16 protein-coding genes are annotated in these 24,643 nt (G+C 72.2%); 8 read left to right on the top strand and 8 right to left on the bottom strand.

Annotated features, from left to right (window positions below):
• Position 1: 1 nt before the first annotated feature.
• The gene (locus AB0I32_RS12135; protein WP_357506168.1) at positions 2-1,234 is read left to right on the top strand and encodes an FAD-dependent monooxygenase; all 1,233 of its coding nucleotides are present in this window, start codon (positions 2-4) and stop codon (positions 1,232-1,234) included.
• 2 nt (positions 1,235-1,236) lie between these two features.
• Here the strand turns inward: AB0I32_RS12135 and AB0I32_RS12130 are convergent, their stop codons facing one another.
• A complete protein-coding gene (locus tag AB0I32_RS12130) occupies positions 1,237-2,418 on the bottom strand; it encodes an epoxide hydrolase (protein WP_357506166.1) in 1,182 nt (393 codons plus the stop codon).
• Positions 2,419-2,554: 136 nt separating this feature from the next.
• On the opposite strand from AB0I32_RS12130, the gene AB0I32_RS12125 reads away from it, so the two are divergent.
• Positions 2,555-4,159 (top strand): CocE/NonD family hydrolase, encoded by a 1,605-nt coding sequence (locus AB0I32_RS12125; RefSeq protein ID WP_357506164.1) that lies wholly within the window; start codon positions 2,555-2,557, stop codon positions 4,157-4,159.
• 21 nt (positions 4,160-4,180) lie between these two features.
• Here AB0I32_RS12125 and AB0I32_RS12120 read toward each other — a convergent pair whose 3' ends face one another.
• The 3 genes from AB0I32_RS12120 to AB0I32_RS12110 all read right to left on the bottom strand — a co-directional run bounded on the left by AB0I32_RS12120 (position 4,181) and on the right by AB0I32_RS12110 (position 7,141).
• Positions 4,181-4,558, bottom strand: coding sequence for a DUF2255 family protein (locus AB0I32_RS12120; RefSeq protein WP_357506162.1), 378 nt, complete (start codon positions 4,556-4,558; stop codon positions 4,181-4,183).
• A gap of 118 nt (positions 4,559-4,676) precedes the next feature.
• Positions 4,677-6,248 (bottom strand): hypothetical protein, encoded by a 1,572-nt coding sequence (locus AB0I32_RS12115; RefSeq protein WP_357506160.1) that lies wholly within the window; start codon positions 6,246-6,248, stop codon positions 4,677-4,679.
• Complete coding sequence (locus AB0I32_RS12110; protein WP_357506158.1) at positions 6,245-7,141, bottom strand: ATP-binding cassette domain-containing protein; 897 nt, start codon at positions 7,139-7,141, stop codon at positions 6,245-6,247. Before AB0I32_RS12110 ends, AB0I32_RS12115 begins: the two co-directional genes overlap by 4 nt.
• Before the next feature lie 115 nt (positions 7,142-7,256).
• Here AB0I32_RS12110 and AB0I32_RS12105 point away from each other — a divergent pair, with 115 nt between their 5' ends.
• Together AB0I32_RS12105 and AB0I32_RS12100 are read left to right on the top strand one after the other, a co-directional pair.
• Entirely contained in the window at positions 7,257-8,591 is a 1,335-nt protein-coding gene (locus tag AB0I32_RS12105) for a sensor domain-containing protein (RefSeq protein ID WP_357506156.1), read from the top strand.
• 8 nt (positions 8,592-8,599) lie between these two features.
• A complete protein-coding gene (locus AB0I32_RS12100; RefSeq protein ID WP_357506297.1) occupies positions 8,600-9,250 on the top strand; it encodes a response regulator transcription factor in 651 nt (216 codons plus the stop codon).
• Here AB0I32_RS12100 and AB0I32_RS12095 read toward each other — a convergent pair.
• Positions 9,247-9,696 carry a MarR family transcriptional regulator gene (locus AB0I32_RS12095; protein WP_357506154.1) on the bottom strand — a complete coding sequence of 150 codons (450 nt, stop codon included), beginning with the start codon at positions 9,694-9,696 and terminating at the stop codon, positions 9,247-9,249. The genes AB0I32_RS12100 and AB0I32_RS12095 overlap by 4 nt on opposite strands.
• Positions 9,697-9,875: 179 nt before the next feature.
• On the opposite strand from AB0I32_RS12095, the gene AB0I32_RS12090 reads away from it, so the two are divergent.
• On the top strand, positions 9,876-13,085 hold the full coding sequence (locus tag AB0I32_RS12090) for an efflux RND transporter permease subunit (RefSeq protein ID WP_357506152.1): 3,210 nt from the start codon (positions 9,876-9,878) through the stop codon (positions 13,083-13,085).
• A gap of 9 nt (positions 13,086-13,094) precedes the next feature.
• Here AB0I32_RS12090 and AB0I32_RS12085 read toward each other — a convergent pair whose 3' ends face one another.
• The 3 genes from AB0I32_RS12085 to AB0I32_RS12075 form a co-directional block, all read right to left on the bottom strand.
• Positions 13,095-13,700: a dihydrofolate reductase family protein gene (locus tag AB0I32_RS12085; RefSeq protein ID WP_357506150.1), complete on the bottom strand. Its 606-nt coding sequence runs from the start codon at positions 13,698-13,700 to the stop codon at positions 13,095-13,097.
• Positions 13,697-14,608 (bottom strand): metalloregulator ArsR/SmtB family transcription factor, encoded by a 912-nt coding sequence (locus AB0I32_RS12080; RefSeq protein WP_357506148.1) that lies wholly within the window; start codon positions 14,606-14,608, stop codon positions 13,697-13,699. Before AB0I32_RS12080 ends, AB0I32_RS12085 begins: the two co-directional genes overlap by 4 nt.
• 76 nt (positions 14,609-14,684) lie before the next feature.
• Positions 14,685-20,702: an Ig-like domain-containing protein gene (locus AB0I32_RS12075; protein WP_357506146.1), complete on the bottom strand. Its 6,018-nt coding sequence runs from the start codon at positions 20,700-20,702 to the stop codon at positions 14,685-14,687.
• A gap of 249 nt (positions 20,703-20,951) precedes the next feature.
• Between AB0I32_RS12075 and AB0I32_RS12070 the strand changes: the two genes are divergently transcribed.
• The 3 genes from AB0I32_RS12070 to AB0I32_RS12060 are packed head-to-tail and all read left to right on the top strand — an operon-like array spanning position 20,952 to position 24,497.
• On the top strand, positions 20,952-21,941 hold the full coding sequence (locus AB0I32_RS12070; protein WP_357506144.1) for a heavy-metal-associated domain-containing protein: 990 nt from the start codon (positions 20,952-20,954) through the stop codon (positions 21,939-21,941).
• 10 nt (positions 21,942-21,951) lie between these two features.
• The gene (locus tag AB0I32_RS12065; RefSeq protein ID WP_357506142.1) at positions 21,952-24,294 is read left to right on the top strand and encodes a heavy metal translocating P-type ATPase; all 2,343 of its coding nucleotides are present in this window, start codon (positions 21,952-21,954) and stop codon (positions 24,292-24,294) included.
• Positions 24,291-24,497 carry a YHS domain-containing protein gene (locus tag AB0I32_RS12060; protein ID WP_357506140.1) on the top strand — a complete coding sequence of 69 codons (207 nt, stop codon included), beginning with the start codon at positions 24,291-24,293 and terminating at the stop codon, positions 24,495-24,497. The genes AB0I32_RS12065 and AB0I32_RS12060 overlap by 4 nt, the downstream gene beginning before the upstream one ends.
• Positions 24,498-24,643 lie beyond the last annotated feature (146 nt).

Below are 24,643 nucleotides of genomic sequence, written 5' to 3'. Positions count from 1 at the left end.
TATGGCATACACAACGATAGTGATCGGTGGCGGCATCGCAGGCTTGACCTGTGCGCTGGCCCTACACAGGGCCGGCATCGAGGCGACCGTCTACGAGGCTTACGACCGGTCGGCGGACCGAGCGGGTGTCTACCTGACTCTCGCGGTGAACGCGCTCGACGCGCTGCGGGCGGCCGATGTCGACCTCCGTGGGCTCGGGTTCGACACGCCGCGGATCACCATGACCAGCGGCTCCGGCAGAACGCTCGGCGAGCTGCCGTACGGCACGGACGCGGGAACGGGCGCGGGCCCGTCAGGGTCGGGTACCGCTCTCACGAGCCGTACCGTGCGACGTGCTGACCTGTACCGCAGGCTTCGCGAGGAGGCCGTGCGCCGCGGCGTGCGGATCGAGCACGGGAAGCGCCTGGTCGACGCGACGTCGTCCGACGGCGTGGTGGCGGCCTCGTTCGCGGACGGCACCACGGCCCGGGGCGACCTGCTGATCGGTGCCGACGGGTTGCGGTCACGAGCTCGCGAGATCATCGCGCCGGGCACACCCGGTGCGCGGTACAACGGCCTGCTGAACACGGGCGGCTACGCCCGCGGGATCACCGTCGACAGCGAGCCGGGCATGATGAACGCGATCTTCGGCAGGCGGTGCTTCTTCGCCTTCACGCCGCACCCGAACGGCGAGGTGTGGTGGGTGGCGAACCCACCGAGCGCCGTCGAGCCGAGCCCGGCCGAGCTGGCGGCGATCAGCCCGCAGGAGTGGCGCCGTCGGCTGATCGATCTGTTCCGGGACGACCGGGGACCGGCCGCGGACATCGTCCGCGCCACCGAGCAGGTCTTCGCCGGCTGGAACACCTACGACCTCGCGCCGGTGGCGGCCTGGCACAACGACCGGATGATCATCATCGGGGACGCGGCGCACGCCACCGCACCGTCGATCGGGCAGGGGGCGGCGATGGCGATCGAGGACGCGGTGGTGCTGGCGAAGTGCCTGCGTGACCTGCCTGCCGTCGAGTCGGCGTTCGCCGCCTACGAGGGGCTGCGCCGGGAGCGGGTGGAGCGTGTCGTCGAGCAGGGGCGGCGTACCGGCGGCTGGAAGGCTGTCCACCCGGCGGCGTCGGCGCTGCGCGACCTGGTCATGCGGCTCGGGATGAGCCACCTGGCCCGGACGGGAAACGACCCGAGCCGCTGGATCTACGAGCACCACATCGACTGGGACGAGCGGGTCGGGGGCGTGCGGGTCTGACGTCAGGCAGAGACGCCGGCGCGCCGTGCCTGCCGGTACGGGCGGAAGAAGTCGCGCAGCTCCTGCGCGTACAGCTCGGGCTCCTCGAAGGGTGCGAAGTGCCCGCCCCGGTGGGGTTCCGTCACGCGCACCGCGTTGGCGGTGCGCTCGAGCCAGGCCCGCGGCGGGCGGACGACGTCGCCCCGGAACACCGAGAACCCGGACGGCACCTCGACCCGGCGGGTGAGCTGCTCGGCGGGGATGGTCGAGTTCGCGTTGTACATCCGCATGGACGACCCGATGGTGCCCGTGAGCCAGTAGATGGTGATGTTGGTGAGGATCTCGTCCCGGGTGTAGCTGCGCTCGACGCCGCCGTCGCTCCACGACTGCAGCTTCTCGACGATCCAGGCGGCCAGCCCGGCGGGGGAGTCGTTGAGCGCCGCGGCGACGGTCTGGGGCTTGGTGCGATGGATCGCGCCGTAGGCGCCCTCGGTCGCGCTCCACGTCGCGGCCTCGGCGAACCATGCCCGCTCCGCGGCGGTGAGGGTTGCAGGGTCGCCGGCGAAGATCGGCAGGCCCCCGTCCGTGCGGTGCACCGCGGCGACCCGGTCGGGGTGGTCGAGCGCGAGGTATCGGCTCACGTGGCTGCCCAGGTCCCCGCCCGCTGCGCCGAACCGCTCGTAGCCGAGCGTCCGCATGAGCTCGGCCCACAGCCCGGCGACGGCCACGGAGCTCAGCGGTGGCCCGGTCGGCCGGTCCGAGTACCCGAAGCCGGGCATGTCGGGGACGACGACGTCGAACGCGTCGGCTGGGTCGGCGCCGTGCGATCCCGGGTCGGTCAGGAGCGAGACGACCTTGGAGTACCGCCAGAACGAGTCCGGCCAGCCGTGGCAGAGGACCAGGGGAAGCGTCGGACCGGCCGGAGCGACGGCGCGGGCGTGCACGAAGTGGATCCCGTGTCCGCCGACCCGGACGCGGAACCGGGGGAGCCGCGCGAGCGCGGCTTCCTGCGCCAGCCAGTCGAACCCGTCGGCCCAGTACGCGACCAGCTCACGGAGGTAGTCGAGGTCGGTGCCGAGGGACCATCCGGCGTCCTCGGGGGCGTCGGGCCAGCGGGTCGCCCGCAGCCGCGCACGGAGGTCTTCGATGGCCTCGGGGGCCGTCCGCGAGACGAACGGCTCGGGGGCAGCAGGGGTGTCCGGCACGGACCTCACCATACGTGGGCGGCGGTTGTGAGGCGACGGTGACAGGGCTCCCGAGACGACGTCCCACCATGCAGACGCTTGCCCGATAATTGACGGCGCCAGGCCAGACCGTCACCGCTACCGAGGAGATCGGCCGATGAGCCTCATGAGCCACGTGCTGCAACGCCGGCAGAAGCTTCCCGAGCCGCAGACACGGCGGCTCCGGGTCGACCGGAACCTGCGCGTCCCGATGCGGGACGGCGTCGACCTGCTGGCCGACCGCTGGGCACCGCGGGACGGAGGCGACGGCCTGCCCACCGCACTGATCCGCAGCCCGTACGGCCGCTCCGGCCTGTTCGCCGCGCTGCTGGCCCGGCCGCTGGCCGAACGCGGCTACCAGGTGCTCGTCCAGAGCGTCCGCGGCAGCTTCGGCTCCGGCGGCGTCATGGACCCGCTGCGCCAGGAGCGTGAGGACGGCCTGGACACGCTGGACTGGGTGGTCAAGGAACCCTGGTTCGGTGAGGCGCTGGTGCTCATCGGGGCTAGCTACATGGGCATGGTGCAGTGGGCGGTGGCCGACAGCCTTCCGCCGCAGGTCAAGGCGATGATCCCTGTGGTGACGGAGTCGGCGCTGACCCGGGAGTTCCTGCGCGCCGACGGCCGGTCGCTGGAGATGCCGCTCGAATGGGGCGCCATGGTCGCCACCCAGGAGCGGCCTCTCGGACTGCTGCGGATGAACGCCCAGACCAAGAAGACCGCCCGCGCGCTGCGCACCCTGCCGCTGAGCGGGTTCGACGTCGCGGCGACGGGTGCGCGGTCGCAGTACGTCCAGGACGTCCTGGCGCACGACGCCGCCGACCCGCACTGGGACCGCCTCGACCACACCCACCGGGTCGCGGACACGAGCGTTCCGGTCAGCTCGGTCGCCGGCTGGTACGACATCTTCCTGCCGGGTCAGCTGCGGGACTTCAGGATCCTGCAGGACGCCGGCCGGACGGCCCGCCTCACCGTGGGCGCCTGGACCCATACGGAGCCGGTGGCCGCGACGTCCGAGGCCCTTGGCTTCGGCCTGGCGTACGCCCGCGGCGAGGAGCCGGCCGAACGCGCGCCGGTGCGGCTGTTCGTCATGGGTCAGGACGAGTGGCGCGACTTCGAGAGCTGGCCGCCCCCCGGCTACGAGCCGCGGCGGTTCCACCTCCAGGCCGACGGCGGGCTCGCCGCGGGCCTGCCGACGGAGTCCGCCCCCGACGAGTACCGGTACGACCCCGCTGACCCCACCCCCGCGGCCGGGGGCATCAGCATCAGCAGCGGCGGCCGCGTCGAGAACGGCGCCCTGGAGGCCCGGCCGGACGTCCTGACGTACACGACCGAGGTGCTCGAGGAGGACGTCGAGGTCGTCGGCGAGGTGAGCGCGGAGGTCTGGTTCCGCTCCAGCCTCGCCCACGCCGACGTGTTCGTGCGGCTGTGCGACGTCGACCCCGAGGGCCGGTCGTTCAACGTCTGCGACGGCCTGGTCAGCCTGACCAGCGCCGACGACCTGGCGCCGGCCACCGTGACCCTGTGGCCGACGGCGCACCGGTTCAGGCGCGGTCACCGCATCCGCGTGCAGGTCTCCAGCGGCGCCTTCCCGCGCTTCGCCCGCAACACCGGTACGGGCGAACCCCTCGCGTCCGCCACGACGCTCCTGGCCGCGGACCAGGCCGTCCACCACGACCCGGACCACCCCTCGGCGGTGATCCTGCCGGTCCGGTCGGCGCGCTGACCGGCCCCGCTGACTCCTGGTTCAGTCCCGGGGACGCAGGCGGAGCGTCTCGCCGACGGCGTGCGCGCCGGTGACGGTGCCCACGATGCCCTGGCCGTAGCGGTCGTACTTGGCGTGGTACGCGGCGTCGAGATCGGCGTGGACGTCGTCCTCCGGTTCCTCGAAGGTGACGTCCTTCTCGACGCCGCCGGCGTGGACGTGCCCGGTGCCCGAAGCCAGCGCACGCCGGAACCAGCCGTTGTCACGCCCGTACGCGGAGCGGACGTAGACGTGGTCCCCGACCCGCACCGACCAGATGGTGACGTGCGGGCGGCGGCTGCCGTCGGGCCGGTAGGAGGCGATGCGCAGCTCCTCGGCTCCGCCGATACGGGAGAGCTCTTCCTCGGTCCATGCGGTCATGCGCGGTTCCTTCCCGGTCGGCGCCCAGGTGCCCGGGCGGTGCTACGACCTTCCACACTAAGTCGCCGCACCCGCCCGAACCAGGCACTCTCAGTACCCCCGACCGAGAGGGGCTCCGTCAGCGCAGCACGTGCTGGACGCGCCGGACCACGAGCGCAGCCGCGGTCATGCCGAGTGCGGCACCGCCCACGGCGACGACGCTCGCGCCCGCCGGGCGGCCGGCTGCGTCCAGCACGATGCCCATGTGGTCGAACGCCGCGACGTCGTTGATCGCCATGTACCAGGCGATCAGGTAGAGCACCTGGAACACGCGCGGGGTGCGCGTGACCGTGCCGAGCAGCAGCGCGAGCGACGGGATGAACAGCGCACCGGCGACCCAGTGCGCGGCCCGCAGGGCGTCGCCGTCGAGCAGCATGCTCGCCAGCGGTCCGACGGCGGTCCCCGCCGTGAGCGCGACTCCGGCCAGCCACTGCGCGAGCGCCCGGTCCACGCTGCCCGGACAGGCGCCCAAGAGGGTGTCCGTGCCGTGCTCGAGGTGCTGCGTACCCAGCCGCGACCAGACGAGGACCGGCCAGATCCATGCCACCGCCAGCATCGCCGTCCCGGGTCCGGTCCAGGCCACTGCCACGACGTTCAGCCCGGCGGCGACGATCCACCACCATCGGGACAGGTCCGACGTCAGGATCCGCAGCTCCCCGGCGACCATCCGGGCCAGGGCCGGTCGCCGTCCGACTGGAGCGGCCGTCAGCGAACCGACGGTCGGCGAGCCGCTCGCCCGCGGCGCGGCGGACGCGCCCACCGGGAGCTCCGCGGCCGGTCCCGCATCGACCGCGACCCGCGGTGCGCCGGCCGCCCGGGCCACGTCGAACCGGTCGAACCACAGCGCCGGGAGCACCGCGACGAGGACCGCGACCAGGAGCACCCCGAAGCGGCCCGCCACGAGCTCACCGGTCGGCACGAGCCCGCCCCAGTCGAAGACCCGCAGCGGTTCGTCGATGCCGGTCAGGCCCAGGCTGAACCCGCCGGCCGGCGGCAGGCCCTGCTCGATGACCGACGCACGCATCGACTCGACCACGAGCCCGAGACCACCGAACGGCACGCCGCCGCTGCCGATCAGCAGGAACGTCCACACGAAGAACCAGACGATGTTGCCCAGGCCCGCGCGCAGCGGCCGGACCGTCTCGAACAGCACCGCCGCGGCCGACGTCACCGCCAGCACGGGCAGCGTGAACAGCGCGAAGGGCGCCAGCAGCGCCACCGGGTCCACCGTGTACGACTCGCCCCGCGCGATCTGGAGCGCGAGCGCCGTCCCGGCGAGCACGCCCGCCATCGACGCCAGGACCAGGAAGTTGCTGAGGAGCTTGCCCAGGAGATAGGTGGGACGGGACAGCGGGGTCGCGGCGAGCACCTGCCCCACACCGGTGAGCCGGTCGCGCGCGATCGTCCCGCGCACCACGTAGAACCCGCCGAGCATGAGCCACAGCCCGCCCGCCAGCGCCGTCACGGTGCCGACCCAGGCGCCGTCGTACAGGCCGCGGTAGCCCCCGGCGTCCATGATCACCCACGCCGAGTCGGCGGGCGGGATCGCCAGCCACCCCAGCCCGATCGCCGCGGCCAGCGTCACCAGGTAGGCGGGCCGACGGGTGCGCTCGCGGAAGTCCGCAATGGCGATCCCCAGCAGGGCGCTCATCGGACGACGTCCGCGCTCGCGGCGGAGCCGTGCACCACGGCGAGGTACGCGTCCTCGAGGTCCGGGGCGACCAGGACGGCGTCCGCGACCGGCGGGGAGGCGGCGAGCACGCGTACCCGCATCCCGGCGGGAGTGCGTACCTGCTTGCTGATCACGTGGCGCTCGCGGAGCACCCGGAGCGAGTCGGCGGGTACGGTCACCTCCCACACCTGCCCCTGGGCGAGGCGCAGCACGTCGTGCGGGGCGCCGCGCACGAGGAGCCGGCCGCCCGTCATGATCGCGATGTCGGAGGCGACGGACTCGATGTCGGACGCGATGTGGGTGGAGAGCACGACCACCCGGTCCGTGGCGAGGTCGCTCAGCAGGTTGCGCAGCACCACGCGCTGCTCGGGGTCCAGGCCCGCCGACGGCTCGTCGACGACGAGCACCCGCGGATCGGTGAGCAGCGCCTGCGCGATGCCGACCCGGCGGAGCATGCCGCCCGAGTAGGTGCCGAGCGGCCGCTTGCCCGCGCCGGCGAGGTCGAGGATCTCGAGCAGCTCGCTGATCCGGGCGCGTGCGGCACGAGCGCCGACGCCCTTGACCGCTGCCAGGTACGACAGGAACTCCGGGGCGCTCAGGTGCGGGTACACGCCGAAGTCCTGCGGGAGATACCCCAGTCGGCGGCGGAGCGCGTCGGGCCGGCGCACCACGTCGGCGCCGTCGAACAGCACCTGCCCGCTGCTGGGTCTGGTCACCGTGGCGGCGATCCGCATGAGGGACGACTTGCCGGCACCGTTCGGACCGAGCAGTCCGATCAGGCCGTTGCCGAGGCGCAGGGTGACGGCGTCGACGGCGCGCGGGCCGCCGCGGTACTGCTTCATGACGTCCACGAGCTCGAGTACGGATTGCATGTGCTGATGGGACCATCCGCGCTGGTGGGCGGTCATGACCACCAGGGACCGAACTGGAGGTAGGGCTAGCACTACCTCGCGCGCCGGGCCCCTGGCGGCCGCCTAGCATGACGGCGTGCAAGAGACAGGTCCGCGAACGGCGCTGGAGGCCGTCACCTGGCCCCGGCTGCTGTTGAGCCGGTGGCCGTGGCGGTCCCTGGCGTACCTGCTGAGCACTCTGCCGCTCGGCGCCGTCACCGGTGCTCTCCTGACGATCCCTGCGGTACTGCTTGCCACCGGCTCGGCCGCCGGCACGCTCGCCCCGCGCACGGCGGTGGCACTGATCGTGCTCGAGCTGCTGCTCGTGGTCGGGTTCGGGCCCTGGTTCGCGAGGCCGCTGGCGGCGACGGAGCGGCGTCGGCTGGCCTGGGTGGACGGACGCCCGGCGCCGGAGCGACGGCGCCCGATCGACGGCGCGTCCGGGAACCCGGTCCTCGCTCGCTATGCCGACCCGGCGACCTGGCGGGAGGTCGGCTGGCTGCTCGTGCTCGCCACGGCCGCGCCCGCCGTGTCGGCAGCGGCGCTCCTGCTCGGGCTGCTCGTCGGGCTCTACGCGGTCAGCCCGCTCGTGCTGCTGGCGCAGGGCCCGGGCGACGGACCGGTCGCCCTGGGACCCTGGTCGGTCTCCACGGTGGCCGAGTCGGTCCCGTTCGCGGCCGCCGGGATCGCGCTGCTGCCGGTGGTCGGATACGTCTGGACGGTGGTGGCCGGGGGACTGGCCGACGTCGCGCGCCGCCTGCTGGTCGGCGCCGAGAGCGAGATCCGGGCCGAGCTGGTCGAGGTGTCGCGGTCGCGCGCCCGCCTCGCCGACGCGTTCGACGCCGAACGCCGCCGGATCGAGCGGGACCTGCACGACGGCGCCCAGCAGCGCCTCGTCAGCCTGACGCTGCAGCTCGGCCTGGCGCGGCTGGACGTGCCGCCGGACTCGCCCGCCGGGCGGTCCCTCGCCAGCGCCCACGACCAGGCCAAGGAGCTGATGACCGAGCTGCGCGAGCTGATCCAGGGCATCCAGCCGCAGACGCTGACCGATCTGGGCCTGCCGGCCGCGCTCGGCGAGCTCGCCGACCGCTCGCCCGTGCCGGTGCACGTCGACGCCGCGCTCGGCTCCCGCCCCGATCCCAAGGTCGAGTACACCGCCTACTTCGTCGTCTCGGAGGCCCTGGCCAACGTCGCCAAGCACGTGGGCGCGGCGGGCAGCGCGCGGGTGACTGTCCGCGGTGCCGCCGGCACCCTGACGGTCGAGGTGACCGACGACGGCCCGGGGGGAGCTGACCCCGCGCGGGGCAGCGGGCTGGCCGGGCTCGCCGACCGGGTGGCGGTCATGGGCGGGAAGATGCTGCTGTCCAGCCCCTCCGGCGGGCCGACGACGGTGCGCGCCGAGCTGCCGTGCGGTCCGGACGGTGTGCTGTGAACGGCGCGATCAGCGTCGTCGTCGCCGAGGACGGCGTCCTGCTGCGCGCAGGGCTCGTCGGCCTGCTCGAGCGGTTCGGGTTCGAGGTGCGCGCGGCCGTCGAGGACGCCGACGCGCTGCGTGCGGCCGTAGCGGCCCACGATCCCGACCTGGTGATCACCGACATCCGGATGCCTCCGACGCACACGGACGAAGGGCTGCGGGCGGCGGTCGAGCTCCGTGGCGCGCACCCGGGGCTGGCCGTCGTCGTGCTGAGCCAGTACGTGCAGCACTCCTACGCCGCCGACCTCTTCGGCACGGGCGACGGCCGCGGGGTCGGCTACCTCCTCAAGGACCGGGTGGTCGACGTCGAGGAGTTCGTCGGCTCGCTGCGCCGCGTCTGCGCCGGCGGGACAGCCGTGGACCCGCAGGTGGTCGGACAGCTCGTGCGGCGACGGGACGACCCGTTGTCCGCGCTCACGGCGCGCGAACGTGACGTGCTGGGGCTGCTCGCGGAAGGGCACTCGAACGCGTCGATCGCCCGCCGGCTGTTCGTCACCGAGGCCACCGTGGGCAAGCACGTGGGCAACATCTTCGTGAAGCTCCGCCTGCCGCAGACCGACGACACCAACCGCCGGGTCCTGGCCGTGCTCGCGCACCTGGCGGGGCAGAGCGGCTAGCTCGTCAGCCGGCGGGCCGCCTCCAGCAGGGCGCCGGTGCCACGGACGAGCGCCCGCAGGTCCTCGACGTCGAGCAGGGCGAGCAGGTCGGGCGGCAGGTCCTCGTCGTGCGCGACGAGGCGGCGGATCGCCTCGGACCCCTTCTCGGTGCTGGTCACGCGGCGGACGCGTCCGTCGACGGGGTCCTGCGTGCGCACCGTCATGCCGGCGGCCGTGAGCCGGTCCAGGATCCCGGAGACCGTGCCGGCCGAGACACCGAGCGCCTCGGCGAGCCGCTGCGGCGTCGACTCACGGTCGACCTGGACGAGCGCCAGCGCCCGCAGCTGCTGCACGGTCAGGTCCGTCTCCAGCAGCGGGCGCAGCCGCGCGGCGAAGAACTCCTCGCCGAGCAGGCGGTGCAGGTCGGCGAGCTCGGCGACGAGCTGGTCGCGGGTCTGGTCGGTCACGGGGTGACTGTAGTCGGCAACTTCACCCGCTCGGAACGTCCGCCTGAACACCCGCTGAAACGGAGTTGCGAGGCGGGAACCCGGGTCGGATCCTTTGCGTTAGGCAAAATACTGCGCCGGAGGGGTAGTGGGCCCGGCGCGTCCCCAGATCTGGAGGCAGTGTGTTCCGTCTTGCCCGCATGTCCCTCGCGAACCGCGCCCTCGTCGCGCTCGCGACGATCGCCGTCTTCCTCGTCGGCATCTACAGCATGGGGCAGCTCCGGCAGGAACTCATCCCGTCGATGAACGTACCCATGGTGGCGGTCACCGCCGCCGACCCTGGCACGTCGCCGGAGATCGTCGCCGACCGGGTCACCGAACCGATCGAGACGGCCGTACGGACCATCGACGGCGTCACGGGCGTGACCTCCACGGTCTCGACGGGCGTCTCCATGACGACGGTCGAGCTGGAGTACGGCACCGACGTCGACGCCGTCGAGCAGGAGATCACCTCCGCGGTGGACGGCCTCAGAGACCTGCCGGAGGACGTCGAGCCCCAGGTCATGGCAGGCTCCCTCGACGACCTCCCCGTGGTGCAGCTCGCGGTCTCCGGCGACGGTACCGAGCAGGAGCTCACCGACGCCATCGAGTCCGTGCTGGTGCCCGAGCTGTCGGGGATCGCGGAGGTCCGCGACGTCACCGTGACCGGGACCACCGAGCGCCAGGTGGTGATCGAGGCGGACGAGGAGAAGCTCGCCGCGGCCGGGCTCACCTCCGCGCAGCTCTCGTCCCTGCTGCAGGAGAACGGCACGGTCATGCCGGTGGGCGAGGTGACAGCGGACGGCGAGACGAGCAGCGTCCAGGTGGGCACGTCCGTCAGCTCCGTCGAGGAGCTCGAGAAGCTGCCGATCGTTCCCGCCGCGGGCGTCACGGGTACCCCGGGCGGAGCCGCGGGAGCACCCCAGGCCCCCGGCGCCGCTCCGGAGGCCGGGCCGGCCCCCGCCGTCGTGCACCTGGGTGACGTCGCCGAGGTGAGCGTGCAGGACGTGCCACCCACCTCCTTCTCGCGCCTGGACGGCGAGCCGTCGCTCGCCATCGCCCTGACCAAGACGCCGGACGGCAACACGGTGGACGTGTCCCACGCCGTGCACGACGTGCTCGCCGACGCGCGCGAAGAGCTCGACGCCGACGGCGTCAGCACCGCCGTCACGTTCGACCAGGCGCCGTTCATCGAGGAGTCGATAGAGGGCCTGACGACGGAGGGCGGGCTCGGCCTGCTGTTCGCGGTGCTCGTGATCCTGGTGTTCCTGGCCTCCGTGCGCGCCACGCTGGTCTCGGCGATCTCGATCCCGCTGTCGCTGGCGGTGACGTTCGCGGCGATGAACCTGACCGGCTACACCCTGAACATCCTGACGCTCGCGGCGATGACCATCTCGATCGGGCGGATCGTCGACGACTCGATCGTCGTGATCGAGAACGTCAAACGGCACCTGTCCTACGGCGAGGACCGGGTGGACGCCATCGTCACGGCCGTGCGCGAGGTGGGTGCCGCCATCACCGCCTCGACGGTGTGCACGGTGGCGGTCTTCGCCCCGATCGCCCTGGTGGGCGGCATGGCCGGAGAGCTGTTCCAGCCGTTCGCGGTCACCGTGGCGATCGCGATGGGCGCGTCCCTGGTCGTCGCGCTCGTGGTCGTGCCGGTGCTGGCCTACTGGTTCATCAAGGTCCCCGCGTCGGCCGACGGCGGCGTCGCCATGCGCGAGGCGGCCGAGCTCAAGGAGCGCCGCGGCGCCTGGCAGCGCGCGTACGTGCCGTCCCTGTCTGCCGCGCTGCGCCACCCGGCCGTCACGCTGGGCGTCGCGGTGGCGCTCCTGGCCGGGACCGTTGCGCTGGTGCCGCGCATGGAGACCAACTTCATCGGCAACTCGGGCCAGGACACGCTCACGGTCACCCAGGAGTTCGAGCCGGGTACCTCCCTGGCGGCTCAGGACGAGGCAGCCAAGGAGGTCGAGGACGTCCTCGCCGGCGTCGACGACGTCGAGACCGTGCAGACCACCGTCGGGGCCGGGGACGGGATGGCCGCGGCGTTCGGCCAGGGCGGTGGCGCCGGCAGTGCGTCGTTCGCGCTCACGCTCCAGGACGACGCCGACGGCGAGGCCGTGCAGGACGACGTGAGCGAGGCGCTCGACGAGGCGGCCCCGACGGGCGAGGTCACCGTGTCCGCCGGCGACTCCGGGTTCGCCGGCAGCACCGTGGACCTGGTCGTCACCGCTGCCGACGCCGACGGGCTGGCGGACGCCGCGAGCACCGTCGAGGACGCCGTGACGGGCCTGGACGGCGTGGAGGACGTGTCGAACAACCTGGCCGCCGAGCAGTCCACGGTCCAGGTGACCGTCGACCGGGACGCGGCAGCGGAGGCCGGGCTCACCGAGGCCGCGGTCTCCGGGCTGCTGGCCGGTGCGATGAACGAGTCGAGCATCGGGACGGTCGACCTGCGCGGGTCGTCGCTCGACGTCGTGGTGGCCGGCGACCCGCCGGCGACGGCGGCCGAGATCGAGGAGATCGAGGTGCCGACGGCGGCCGGTGTGCTCCCGCTGAGCGACCTCGTGACGGTCGAGCAGGTGTCGGCCCCTGCGTCGGTCACCCGGGTCGACGGCGAGCGCAGCGCCACCGTGTCCGTGACCCCCTCGGGGGACGACCTGGGCGCGCTGTCCCGGACGCTGACCGCCGAGATCGAGGACCTCGACCTGCCGGACGGCGCCGAGGTGAGCGTCGGCGGCCTCGCGGCCGACCAGGCCGACGCGTTCGCGGACCTCGGCCTGGCGCTGATCGCGGCGATCCTCATCGTCTACCTGGTGATGGTGGCGACGTTCCGGAGCATCGGGCAGCCCCTGATCCTGCTGGTCTCGGTGCCGTTCGCGGCGACGGGCGCGCTGGGCGCGCTGCTGCTGACCGGCACGCCGCTCGACGTCGCCGCGCTGATCGGCGTGCTGATGCTGGTGGGCATCGTGGTGTCGAACGCGATAGTGCTGATCGACCTGATCAACCAGTACCGGACCGATGGCCGGCCGCTCGACGAGGCGGTCAAGGAGGGGGCGCGACAGCGGCTGCGGCCCATCGTGATGACCGCCGCCGCGACGATCCTCGCCCTGACCCCGATGGCGTTCGGCCTGACGGGCGGCGGGGCGTTCATCTCGCAGCCGCTGGCACTGGTGGTCATCGGCGGGCTCGTGTCCTCGACCCTGCTGACGCTGTACGTCGTGCCGGTGATCTACACGCTGTTCGAGCGGCGCACGGAGGACCGCGCCCCGAAGCGGGCCGCCAGAGCGGCCCGCCGGGCGGAGAAGGCGCAGGTCAAGGCCCGGCACGCGGCCCGCGTCGCGGAGGAGCTGGCGGCGGGCGCGCGGTAGGCCCGCCGGTCAGCGGATGCGGTCGTAGACCAGCACGAGCGTCCCGTGCTCGCCCGCCGTCTGGCTGACGAGGTCCCACTTCGCGGTGGGCAGGCCGTCGTCGAAGAGCAGCGGCCCGCCGCCGAGGAAGATCGGGAAGACGGTGACGGCCAGCCGGTCCACCTGGTCGGCGGCCAGGAGGTCCTTGATGACGCTCGCGCTGGAGAGCACGAGGATGTCGCCGCCCTCCGTCGCCCTCAGGTCCGCCACCGCCTCGGCGGTCGGCTTGTCGACGACGGTCGTGCGCTCCCACGGCGCCCGGTCGGGATCGAGGGTGGAGGAGAGCACCACCTTGTCGACGTCGACCAGCCAGCGTGCGAAGCCCACGTCGCGCGGGTCGGCGCCCTCCATGTCGATCACGCCGGGCCAGAACCCGAGGAAGCCCTCGGCGTTCACCCGTCCCAGCAGGGCGGTGGTCGCGGACTCCCAGAGGCTGGTCAGGTGGTCACGGGCGACGTCAGTGACCGCGTACGGCATCACCCAGCTCATGTCCAGCGGGTCGGGCCCGGCGTAGCGGCCGTCGAGGGAGATGCTCATGTTGGTGACGACCTTGCGGCCGGCGGTCTGCTCGTTCATCGGATGCTCCTCGTGGTGTCGGTGTCGGTGTCGGTGTCGGTGTCGGTGCTGTTGTCGTTGTCGGTACTGGTACCGGCATTGGTACGGGTCGCGAGGATCGCCGCGAGCTTGTCGAGGCTCTGGCCGAAGCCGATCTCGATGCCCGCGACGAAGTCCGCCGAGTCCACGGTGCTGTCCGTGATGCCGTAGCGGACGTCGAGCTCCGTTCCCGAGCCGTCGCCCGCACCCGCGGGCCGGAGGGCGAGGTCGACGTGCGAGGTGAAGGCGGCGCCGCGGTCGGGCAGCAGGGGAGCGGAGCGGTAGATGAGCCGCTCGGCGGGCCGCGCGACGTCGACCATGCCCTCCGCGCGTCCGACGACCGGGTCCGTGCCGCCGGTGTCCTCGAGGTCGCGGTACTCCAGGACCACCCGACCGCCCGGCCGGGCCTCGAAGACGAGCTCGGAGACGCGGAGGTCGTCGGGCGCCCACCACCGGGCGAGGAGGGATGGCTCCGTCAGGTGGCGCCAGACCTGCTCGGGGCTGCCGGCCAGCGACCGGTGGAACGTGAACGAGCGGTCGTCGGCCCACCCCGGCTGCTGTGCGGCATCGCGCTCCGCGTGGAGGCTCCGGCCGTAGCGGTCGAAGGTCTCGCGCGCGCCGCCGGCCTCCTGCGCGGTGTCGGCGAGCCGGTTGAGCTCGGCGGCCAGGTCGCGCAGCGGGCCGGGCTCCAGGGCGTAGACGCGGCGCTGGCCGCTGCGCTGCGAGGTGACGACGCCGGCGCGTTCGAGCGTCTGCAGGTGCTTGGTCGTCTGCGGCTGGCGCGCGCCGGCGAGCTCGGCGAGCACGCCGACCGGGCGCGGCCGCTCGGCCAGCAGGGTGACGAGCCGCCAGCGCGCCGGGTCGGCGAGCGCGGAGAGGAGTGCGTCCATGACCGCGAGTATTCCTCAGAAGGAATATTCGCGTCAAGGAATATAGAAACTTACCTCCGGCCCGCTACCACGCCCGCTACCACGCCCGGTCCTCGTAGGCCTTGCCGCCGATCACCACCCGGACCCGCTGGGTCTCCCCGTAGTAGCAGGAGAGCTGGACCCGTCCGTTCGCGGGCACCGACACGTTGGAGACCGTCCTGAACGAGGCCCAGGAGCCATCGTAGTCCTGGCAGCCGACGGTGTAGCGGCCCGCGTCGAAGTCCTGCGTGTTGACCATGAAGTACCAGCACTGGCCGGACGTGCAGTCGTCGGTCGGGTTGGGGATCTTGCTGCCACGCGTCACCCAGGCCCTGGGGTTGGGCCGCGGGTCCGCTGCGTCCTGGGCACAGGCCTGCCGCGACTTGCCCGTGGTGTCCGTCACGGTGACGCAGGCCCTCTTTGTCTCGCTGTAGGCCGCGGGCGTCCAGGCGGTGCCGCTCTTCGCCGAGCTCGAGATCGCGCCGGAGACCTGCACGCTGGTCTCGCGCCCGTTGGTGCCGCGCGCGTCCCAGGTGAAGGTGACCCTCCGGTCGCCTCCTGTGGCTTTGATGGTGGGCATGGGCGGTACGCCGTACGGCGTCTGCGCGTTCGAGGAGTCCGACCACTCCGAGCAGGTGTAGTCGTTGCAGGCCCTGGCCTGGAACGTGTAGGAGGTCCCGTTCGTGAGGCCGGTGTAGGTGAGCGACGACCTCGTGCCCGCGTCCCTGACGTTCGCGCCGTTGGCCTGCACCTCGTACCGGCCGCCCGTGCCGCGGAAGGTGTCGATGTCGTTCCAGTCGACGTCGACCTGCCCGTCCGTGGTGTCACCGAAAGCGGCCGTGGGGCGGTTCGGACGGGTCGGCTTGCCGAAGGGCACTATCTCGTTGGACTGCGGACTGACGAGGGAGTCGCCGGCCTTGTTGCGTGCGGTGACGGCGAACCGGTAGCTGGAGGTGGTGCTGAGGTCCTGGACTTCCTGGGTCGTCTTGATGGTGGTGACGGTGCGCACCTTCTTGCCGTCCCGGAACACGTCGAGGTCGTAGGCCTTGACCGCGTCACCGTTGTTCGCCGGAGCTGTCCAGGTCACCGTGATCCGGCCGCCGTCGGCCCAGTCGGAACGGGTGGCCTGCGGCGCGCCGGGCCGCGCCGGGGGAGCGGCGGGGACCTCCGGCGCGGACGGGCCCGACCACTCCGAGGGGTCGGGTGCGTCGTTCTTGGCCTGGACCCGCACCGTGTACGCGGTGCCGTTGTCCAGACCGGTCCAGACCACGGAGCTGGTCCGGACGCAGGTCTTCTGGGTCACGCCGTTGGCCGGGGCCGGGCTGATCTCCAGGTTCACGCAGTCGATGGGGGACCGGTCGGTGTAGGACCGGTTCTGCCAGGAGACCGTGAGCTCGCGGTCGCCGAACTTCAGCGTGGGCGGCGTGGGCCTGTCCGGCTTCTGGTCGGGTCGTGCCTCGCGGGAGGCGGGCGAGGGGTCGGACTCGTCCACCTCGTTGGTGGCCGTCACCCTGAAGGTGTACTTCACGTTGTTCTTCAGTCCGTCGAACGTGCAGGTCGTGGTGGCGCAGGTGTGCTTCTGGCCGTTGCTCGCCGTGACGGTGTAGCGGGTGATCTCGGCGCCGTTGTTGTCGGGCTGGTCCCAGCTCAGCACCACCGTCTCGGACCGCACCTCCTCCACCCGTGGCGCCCTGGGCGCGTCGGGCTTGCCGAGCACGGTCAGCTTGACAATGCCGTCGACCTCGCGGTCGGGGTCCTTCGTGACGTCCTGCACGCGGTAGCGCACCATCATCGTGCCGGTGAAGTCGGCGGAGGGCGTCACGACCAGCTGGTCACCGCTGTACGCTGCGGTGCCGTTGCCGACGTCCACCGTCGGCACACCCGACAGCGTCAGCGGCTTGCCCGGGAAGGGGTTGGTGTCGTTGGCCAGTACCGGGATGGTCGTCCGCCGGCCCTGATGGGCGTCCAGCACCTGGTCGGGCGCCGTCTTGACCAGTGGCCGGGTCGATGGCATCACCTGGACGGTCAGCTCCGCCTGCACCACCGGGTTCTTCCCGTCCGAGAGCGTCATGGGGAGCGCGACGAGCGTGCCCTTGGAGATCGACTCGTCGACCTCCCCGGTCACCGTCGCGCCGGTGACGGACACCTTGATGCCCTCCTTGCTCCTGACGGCGATGGTCAGCGGGTCCTCGTCCGGATCATCGACGTACCGTGACAGGTCGACCGACGCCTGCTCACCGGCCGCCACCTGCAGCACCGGCGTGCCGGTGATCGTCGGGGGCATGTTCTTGGCGGGCTTCACGTCGATCGGCAGCGTCAGCACCGACGTCAGGCCCTCCGGGTCGTCCGGCCCTTCGCCGTCGGTCACCTCGAAGCTGACCGACGCCGGACCCGCGTAGTCCTCGGTCGAGGTGTACACGATCGTGTCCTTGTCCTTGACCACGGACCTGCCCTCCAGGGCCTTGACCGCCTTGTCCTCGGTGATGAGCGGCTCACGTCCGTCGCGGACCACCACGTGCTCGGCGATGTCGATGGTGAGCGGCTCACCGCTCGTGGCCTTCAGGGCGCCCTGGCCCGGCTTGACGTGCGGGCGCATCTGGTTGCCCGGGACCCGCACGAACGCCTTGGCCTCCAGGTCGTCCATGTCGGTCACCGTGTACGTGATGACGCGGGCGTCCTGCGTGAGCTGCACCCGGACGGCGCCGTCGTCGGTCACCGTCACGCCTTCGAGCGCCGGGTCGACCGCGACCTCCAGGTCGGCGGCCACGCCGTCCGGGTCCACGTCGTTGGCCAGCACGTCCACCGTGACGTGGGTCGAGCCCTGCACGTCGTCGGCGGTGACCACGTCGTCGTGCGCGATCGGACGCAGCAGGGGCGCCTTCGGGTCCACGTTCAGGGTGATGGCCCCGCTGGCGCGTGCCTCGTAGGTGTCCTGGACGGCGTAGTAGAAGGAGTAGGCCTGCGGCGTCTCGGGCGTGGTGACCACGACCTGGTCGTCCACCGCCTCGGGCTTCAAATCCTCTGTTCCCTCGAACCCCTTGCTCACCAGGCCGATCCGGTCGCCGTCCGGGTCCGAGTCGTTCTCCAGAGCCCTGACGGCGACCGCGCGACCAGGACGCACCGTCGTCTCGTCGTCCGTCGCCTGGGGTTTCTGGTTGGCGGCCGGGGTCGCGGCGATGCCCACCTGGACGACGCCCTCCGCGGGCGCGCCGCGCGTGTCCAGCACCTGATAGGTGAAGGTGTCCAGGCCGCTGGAGCGCCGTGCCGCCTGGTAGTCGATGAATCCGTCGGCTATCCGCGCCTTGCCCTGGCTCGGCGCTCCCGAGATGGAGCTCAGCGTCACGTGGTCGCCGTCGGGGTCCGTCCCGTCCAGCGCGAGCGGGATGCGCACGATGCCGCCGCTGAGCACACGCGCCGTGATGTCGGGCAGCTGCGGTGCGGAGTTCGCCCGGCCGCCCACCACGTTGATGGTCAGCTGGGCCGAGTCCTTCTGCCCGTTGGCGTCCTCCACCTCGTACACGGCGTAGTGCGTCCCGGCCTTGGGCCCTGCCTTGAACCGCACGGTGTCCTCCGAGACGAACACCTCGCCGGCCGACGCAGGGGGTGACTCCTGCAGCTCGTCGATGAGGGTCAGCGCCAGGCCGTCGGGGTGGGTGTCGTTCTTCAGCACCGGGACGGTCACCACGTCGCCCACGTGCACGGTGGCCACGTCGGGACCCGCCTCCGGGGGCCGCAGCTGGTCCGGGGCCGGGATCGGGACCACGCGCACCTGACCCGTGACCGTGCCCGCGCCGTTGGCGACCGTGTAGGTCACGAGCGCCGGCTCGTCGAGGCGCTTGAGCTCGGACACCTTGAGGATCTGGTGGTTCAGCACCGAGACGCTCACCGGTGCGTCGGACGGTACGTCCACGCCCTGGACCACGAGCACACCGCCCGCGGGATCCGTGTCGTTGGCGAGCACGTCCACGAGGGCAGTGCCTCCGGTCGGCAGCAGCACCTGGTCCGACACGACCACCGGCGGACCGGCCTCCTTGGGCGGATCCACCACATCCACCCGCGCCAGGCCCAGCGTCGAGCTCGGCCCGTCCGAGATCTGGTACATCACGTCGTACGAGCCGGCCTTGTCACTCGCGAACCTGAAGGTCCCCGTCGTCTGGTTCTGGACGATGGTCGCCGGCTCGGGGCCCTCGACGTCGGTCAGCCGCAGCTGGTCCTCGTTGGCGTCGTGGTCGTTCTTCAGCGGGTGCACGGTGATCGGCTCGCCGGTCTGCACGGTCACGTGGTCCTGCACGGCGACGGGTGGCTTGTTGCTCGCCACGACGTCCACGAGCAGCTTGCCCTCGACCGGCACGCCCATCGAGTCCGACACCACCACGTCGACGATCTTGCGGCCGATGCTGGACCCGCCGTCGCGGAACTCGATCGTGCCGTCCGGACGGAACCGCACCTCGTCCCGGGGATCCACCGTGCTGGCGTTCGACAGGAACAGGTCGTCGCCGTCGGGGTCCTTGAAGTACGGCAGCACCTTGATGCTCGCCATCTTCTCCTGACCCACCACGAGCACCGGGTCACCCGGCTGCTCCGGCGGGTTGTTCTCCTCCAGCGGCACCACCCGCACGCTCACCGAGGCGTCAGCCGTGCCGTTCTCGCGGCCGTCGTTCACCTCGTACCTGAACGTCGTGGTCCCGGTGGCGTCGGCAGGCACGTCGGCCTGGAGGGCCGCGCCGTCGAGCACGCGGTCCACCCCGACATCGCCCTTCGGTGTCCCGATGACCGACGCGGTGAGCACGTCGCCGTCCTTGTCCGTGTCGTTGCCCAGCACGTTCAGCACGGTGGTGCGGCCGGGCCGCACCCCGAGGCTGTCGTCCTCCGGCTCGGGCGGGCGGTTCGGCTTGTCCCGTTCGGCCACGAAGTTGTCGACGAGCTCCGGCGTGGACTCCTCTGTCTCGGTCTTCTTGCCCTTGGCGTTGGTGGGCTGCTTGAGCTCCCAGTCGTCCACCAGCTCGAACTGGTCAGCGGCCATCCACAGGGTGCCGCTCATGGCGTCGTTCAGCACGATGACGTCGCGGTTGACGCGATAGACCAGCCGGGAGGAGGGATCCATGCCCGCGAGCACCTCGTCGAAGTCGCTGTCGGTGCCCGCGCAGTTCCGGACGACCTGGCCCGAGCCCCAGGCGCCGAACGTGCACCCGTTGAGCTGGACGGGAGCCGCGGGCGTGCTGGACGCCACGCCGTCGAAATCGCTGCGCAGCGCGTCCCCGCCGTCCAGCGGCTGGCTGACCAGGCCCTTCGTGGTCGCGACGACAACGACGTCGCCGTCCGCGGACGGCTGCTGCAGCATCCCCTGCGCACCGTCCTCCACCTTGACCAGATCGCCGGCCGGCAGCACCAGGTTCCCGGTCGACTGGTCCAGCACGACCGGCTCCTCACCGACGGCGGAGACCTGCACCTCGGCGTCGGCCGCCAGGGGCAGCGGAGACTCATCGACGCTCTGCGCGACGCCTTGCTTGCTGGTCGCGATCGTGTACAGCTGGGAGTCGGCCGGGACAGCGAGGAAGACCGTGCCGTCGTTGCTCACCGTGAGCTGCCCGGCCCTGCCGACCTTGACCGTCGGCTTGAGCCGCTTCTCGTCGAACGAGGCCGAGTCGAACGGGAGCACCCACGCCCGCCCGGTCTTCTTGTCGTAGATGGCGGTGGTCGCACCACCGGTGGCGACCTGCGACCCCGCCGGGAACTTCATGGACCCGTTGAGCACCAGCTGGGCGGGGTTCACGGCGCTCGCGGACGAGCTGGCGGTGCTGTCCAGGAGCACCCGCTGCGCGTCCTGCTCCACGTCGAAGCTTGCCGCGTTCGCGAGCAGGACGCCGTCGAGGGCTCGCGCGTCGTAGTTGAACCGTCCGAGCTTGCCCTCAGCGGTCTGGGTCACCCAGACGCCGGAGTCGTTCAGCTCGACGTCGGCCGTCGCCTCACCCTCGTAGAGGAGCGCGAAGCCGACCAGCCCGGCCGCGAAGAGGGCCACCGCACCGACCGACACAGCAGAACGGCGATTCTCGTACACGCGCGAGACCAGGCTCATGCGTCCTCCACTTGGTCATTCCCACCCCGGAACGCCCGCCCGATCACGACGCCGGCGGAGCGAGGGGAGTCTATCGACGCGACCGGTGACCTGTCGCCGAAAGCCGGGTGACAGTCGCCTTGACCGAAATACGCCCGGGGGGTATATGGTGGCGACATACGGTTACCCCCTAGGGGTAGCGGACGAGCGGAAGGGGACGACAGTGGCGACCAGTGTCAACGAGGCCGGGCACGGGGCGGAGCGTGCCTCATGAATGCCCCCCAGCGGCTCGGCGCCTACGGAGCCGGCCTGGCGGCGCTCTTCGTCGCCGCCTTCGTCGTCGCGGGGGCCGTGGTTCCGCAGGGCACCGTCGCGGCATGGTCCGGGGCGGCGCAGGTGGAGAAGCACGAGGAGCCTGAGATGGACATGAGCGCGACGGCCGAGGCGACGACGCCGGTCAGCGGGCTCGCCCTCGAGCAGGATGGCCTGCTCCTGAGCCCCGTGAGCGCACCCGGCGAGGTCGGCGAGGCGGACATCCTCTCGTTCTCGATCACCTCCGCGGACGGCACGGCAGTGACCGACTTCGAGACCGCGCACGACAAGAAGCTGCACCTCGTCGTCGTGCGCGCGGACGGATCGCAGTTCCGGCACGTCCACCCCACGATGTCGGCGGACGGCGTCTGGTCCATCCCGTGGACCTGGCACGAGGCGGGCACCTACCGCGTGTTCACCGACTTCGTCCCCGGGGCGACCGGCCAGAACCTGGTCCTCAGCCGCACGGTCGACGTCGCAGGGCCCCTCGCGCCCGAACCCGCCACGAAGGTCGCCGCGAGCGACACCGTCGACGGGTACACCGCGACCCTCACGGGAGACCTGAGCGCGAACGGCGGCTCCGTCCTCACCGCAACCGTCACGAAGGACGGCGAGCCGGTCACCACGCTGGAGCCGTACCTCGGCGCCTATGGGCACCTGGTCGCGCTGCGCGACGGCGACCTGGCCTACCTGCACGTGCACCCAGAGGGCGACGAGCCGGCGCCCGGATCGACGTCGGGCCCCGACGTCGAGTTCATGACCGAGGCACCCACCCCCGGCCGGTACCTGCTGTACCTCGACTTCAAGGTCGATGGGGAGGTGCGCACCGCGGAGCTCGTCCTCGACACGGGGGATGCGCCCGCTGCTGATGAACCCACTGACGCACCCGCCGAGGAGCCCACCGACGAGCCCGCCGCCGGGCACGGCGAGTCCGGCCACGACCACTGAGAGGAGCACCATGTCAGACGTCACGGCAACGACGGTCGACCTCGACATCGGCGGTATGACCTGCGCGTCCTGCGCCATGCGGATCGAGAAGAAGCTCAACCGCCTCGACGGCGTGAGCGCCACCGTCAACTACGCGACCGAGAAGGCCAAGGTCACGGCCCCCGCCGGGTACGACATCGGCGCCATCGTCGCCGAGGTCGAGAAGACCGGCTACACGGCGGCCCTCCCGGCGCCGAAGGACGCTCCGGAGCCCGGCGGCGACGCCGTCGGCGCACGGGACCTGGAGCTGGCGTCGCTGCGGGACCGGCTCGTCGCCTCCGTGGTGCTCGCCGTCCCGGTGATCGTGCTCGCCATGGTCCCGGCCTGGCAGTTCACCTACTGGCAGTGGGCGTCGCTGGCGCTCGCGGCACCGGTGATCCTGTGGGGGGCGTGGCCCTTCCACAAGGCCGCGTGGACCAACCTGCGGCACGGTGCGGCGACCATGGACACGCTCGTCTCGCTCGGTGTCCTGTCCGCGTTCCTCTGGTCCCTGTACGCGCTGTTCCTCGGTACGGCGGGGCAGCCGGGGATGACGCACGGCTTCGAGCTGACGATCGCGCCGTCCGACGGCGCGGCCAACATCTACCTCGAGGTCGCCGCGGGCGTCACCATGTTCGTGCTCGCCGGGCGCTACTTCGAGAAGCGGTCCAAGCGGCAGGCCGGCGCGGCGCTGCGGGCGCTGCTGGAGCTCGGCGCGAAGGAGGTCGCCGTGCTGCGCGGCGCCACCGAGACCCGCATCCCGGTCGGGGACCTGGCCGTGGGCGACGAGTTCGTCGTCCGGCCGGGCGAGAAGATCGCCACCGACGGCGTGGTGGTCGCCGGATCCTCCGCCGTCGACGCCTCGATGCTGACCGGCGAGTCCGTGCCCGTCGAGGTGGGGATCGGCGACACGGTCGCCGGAGCCACCGTCAACGCGGGCGGCAGGCTCGTGGTCCGCGCCACGCAGGTGGGCGCAGGCACGCAGCTCGCGCGCATCGCGCGCCTCGTCGAGGACGCGCAGTCCGGCAAGGCAGACGTCCAGCGGCTCGCCGACCGGGTCTCCGGGATCTTCGTCCCGGTGGTCATCGCGATCGCCGTCGCGACCCTCGGCGTCTGGCTCGGCGGCGGGTTCCCCGCCACCGCGGCGCTGACCGCCGCCGTCGCGGTGCTGATCATCGCCTGCCCCTGCGCGCTGGGTCTCGCGACGCCTACCGCGCTGCTCGTCGGCACGGGACGCGGGGCGCAGCTCGGCATCCTGATCAAGGGTCCGGAGGTCCTGGAGTCCACGCGCAAGGTCGACACCGTGGTGCTCGACAAGACGGGCACCGTGACGACCGGCCGCATGACGCTCCTCGACGTCGTCCCGGCCACCGGCACCAGCCGCGTCGAGCTGCTCCGCCTGGCCGGCGCCCTGGAGGACGCCTCCGAGCACCCCGTCGCGCAGGCCGTGGCCAAGGGGGCGGTGCAGGAGGTCGGCGACCTGCCCGCGCCGGAATCGTTCGAGAGCGTCCAGGGCCTGGGCGTGCAGGGCGTCGTCGACGGGCACGCCGTGGTCGTCGGCCGCGAGGCACTGCTCGCCAACTGGTCGCAACACCTGCCGTCGGACCTCGCCGGGGCCAAGGTTCAGGCTGAGGTTGAGGGTAAGACCGTCGTCGCGGTCGGCTGGGACGGTGAGGCGCGCGGCATCCTCGTGGTCGCCGACCAGGTCAGGCCGACCAGCGCGGCAGCCGTCGCGCAGCTCGTCGCGCTGGGCCTCACGCCGGTGCTCCTCACCGGCGACAACCGTGCGGTGGCCGAGCAGGTGGCGGCGGCGGTGGGCATCACGGAGGTCATCGCCGAGGTGCTGCCGCAGGACAAGGCCGACGTCGTGGCCCGGCTGCAGGCCGAGGGCAAGGTCGTCGCGATGGTCGGTGACGGCGTGAACGACGCCCCCGCCCTCGCGCAGGCCGACCTGGGCCTCGCGATGGGCACCGGTACCGACGCGGCGATCGAGGCGGCGGACATCACGCTGGTGCGCGGCGACCTCACCTCGGCGGCCGACGCCATCCGGCTCTCCCGCCGGACCCTCGGCACGATCAAGGCGAACCTGTTCTGGGCCTTCGGGTACAACGTCGCGGCGATCCCGCTGGCCGCGCTCGGTCTGCTCAACCCCATGCTCGCCGGCGCGGCGATGGCGTTCTCCAGCGTCTTCGTCGTCGGCAACAGCCTCCGGCTGCGCTCGTTCCACCCATCACCGACGAAAGGACCCCGCACATGGGACACGACCACTCGCACGACGATCACGCGCAGGCCGGAGGTGGCCACTGCGGAGGCCACGGAGGCTCGGCCGCGATGAGCCACCAGGGCAGCAACCTGCTCGGCCCGTCGGCCGAGGAGCTCGCGGAGTGCCCGGTGATGCGCGGCAGCACCGTCGTCAAGGCCGACGCCGAGGCGAAGGGCCTGTTCCGTGACTACGAGGGCCAGCGGTACTGGTTCTGCTGCGCGGCGTGCGAGGCCCCGTTCGACGCCGACCCCGCCAAGTACGTGACGGCCGCCTGACCGAAGGGCGGTCACGGTTCCGCGGCGCATCTCGTGCGGCGCGCCGCGGAACCGCCATTTCGCCCCGTCCCACCAGGGGCGCTTGACCAGATGGAGATGAGATCATGGGACCCATGACGGAATCAGGATCCCCTGCCGACCCGGTC

It is taken from the genome of Promicromonospora sp. NPDC050249, assembly GCF_040656015.1.
Lineage (GTDB): Bacteria > Actinomycetota > Actinomycetes > Actinomycetales > Cellulomonadaceae > Promicromonospora.
The sequence above is the reverse complement of the archived record's forward strand: the minus strand, read 5'-3'. Positions and strand labels throughout refer to the sequence as shown.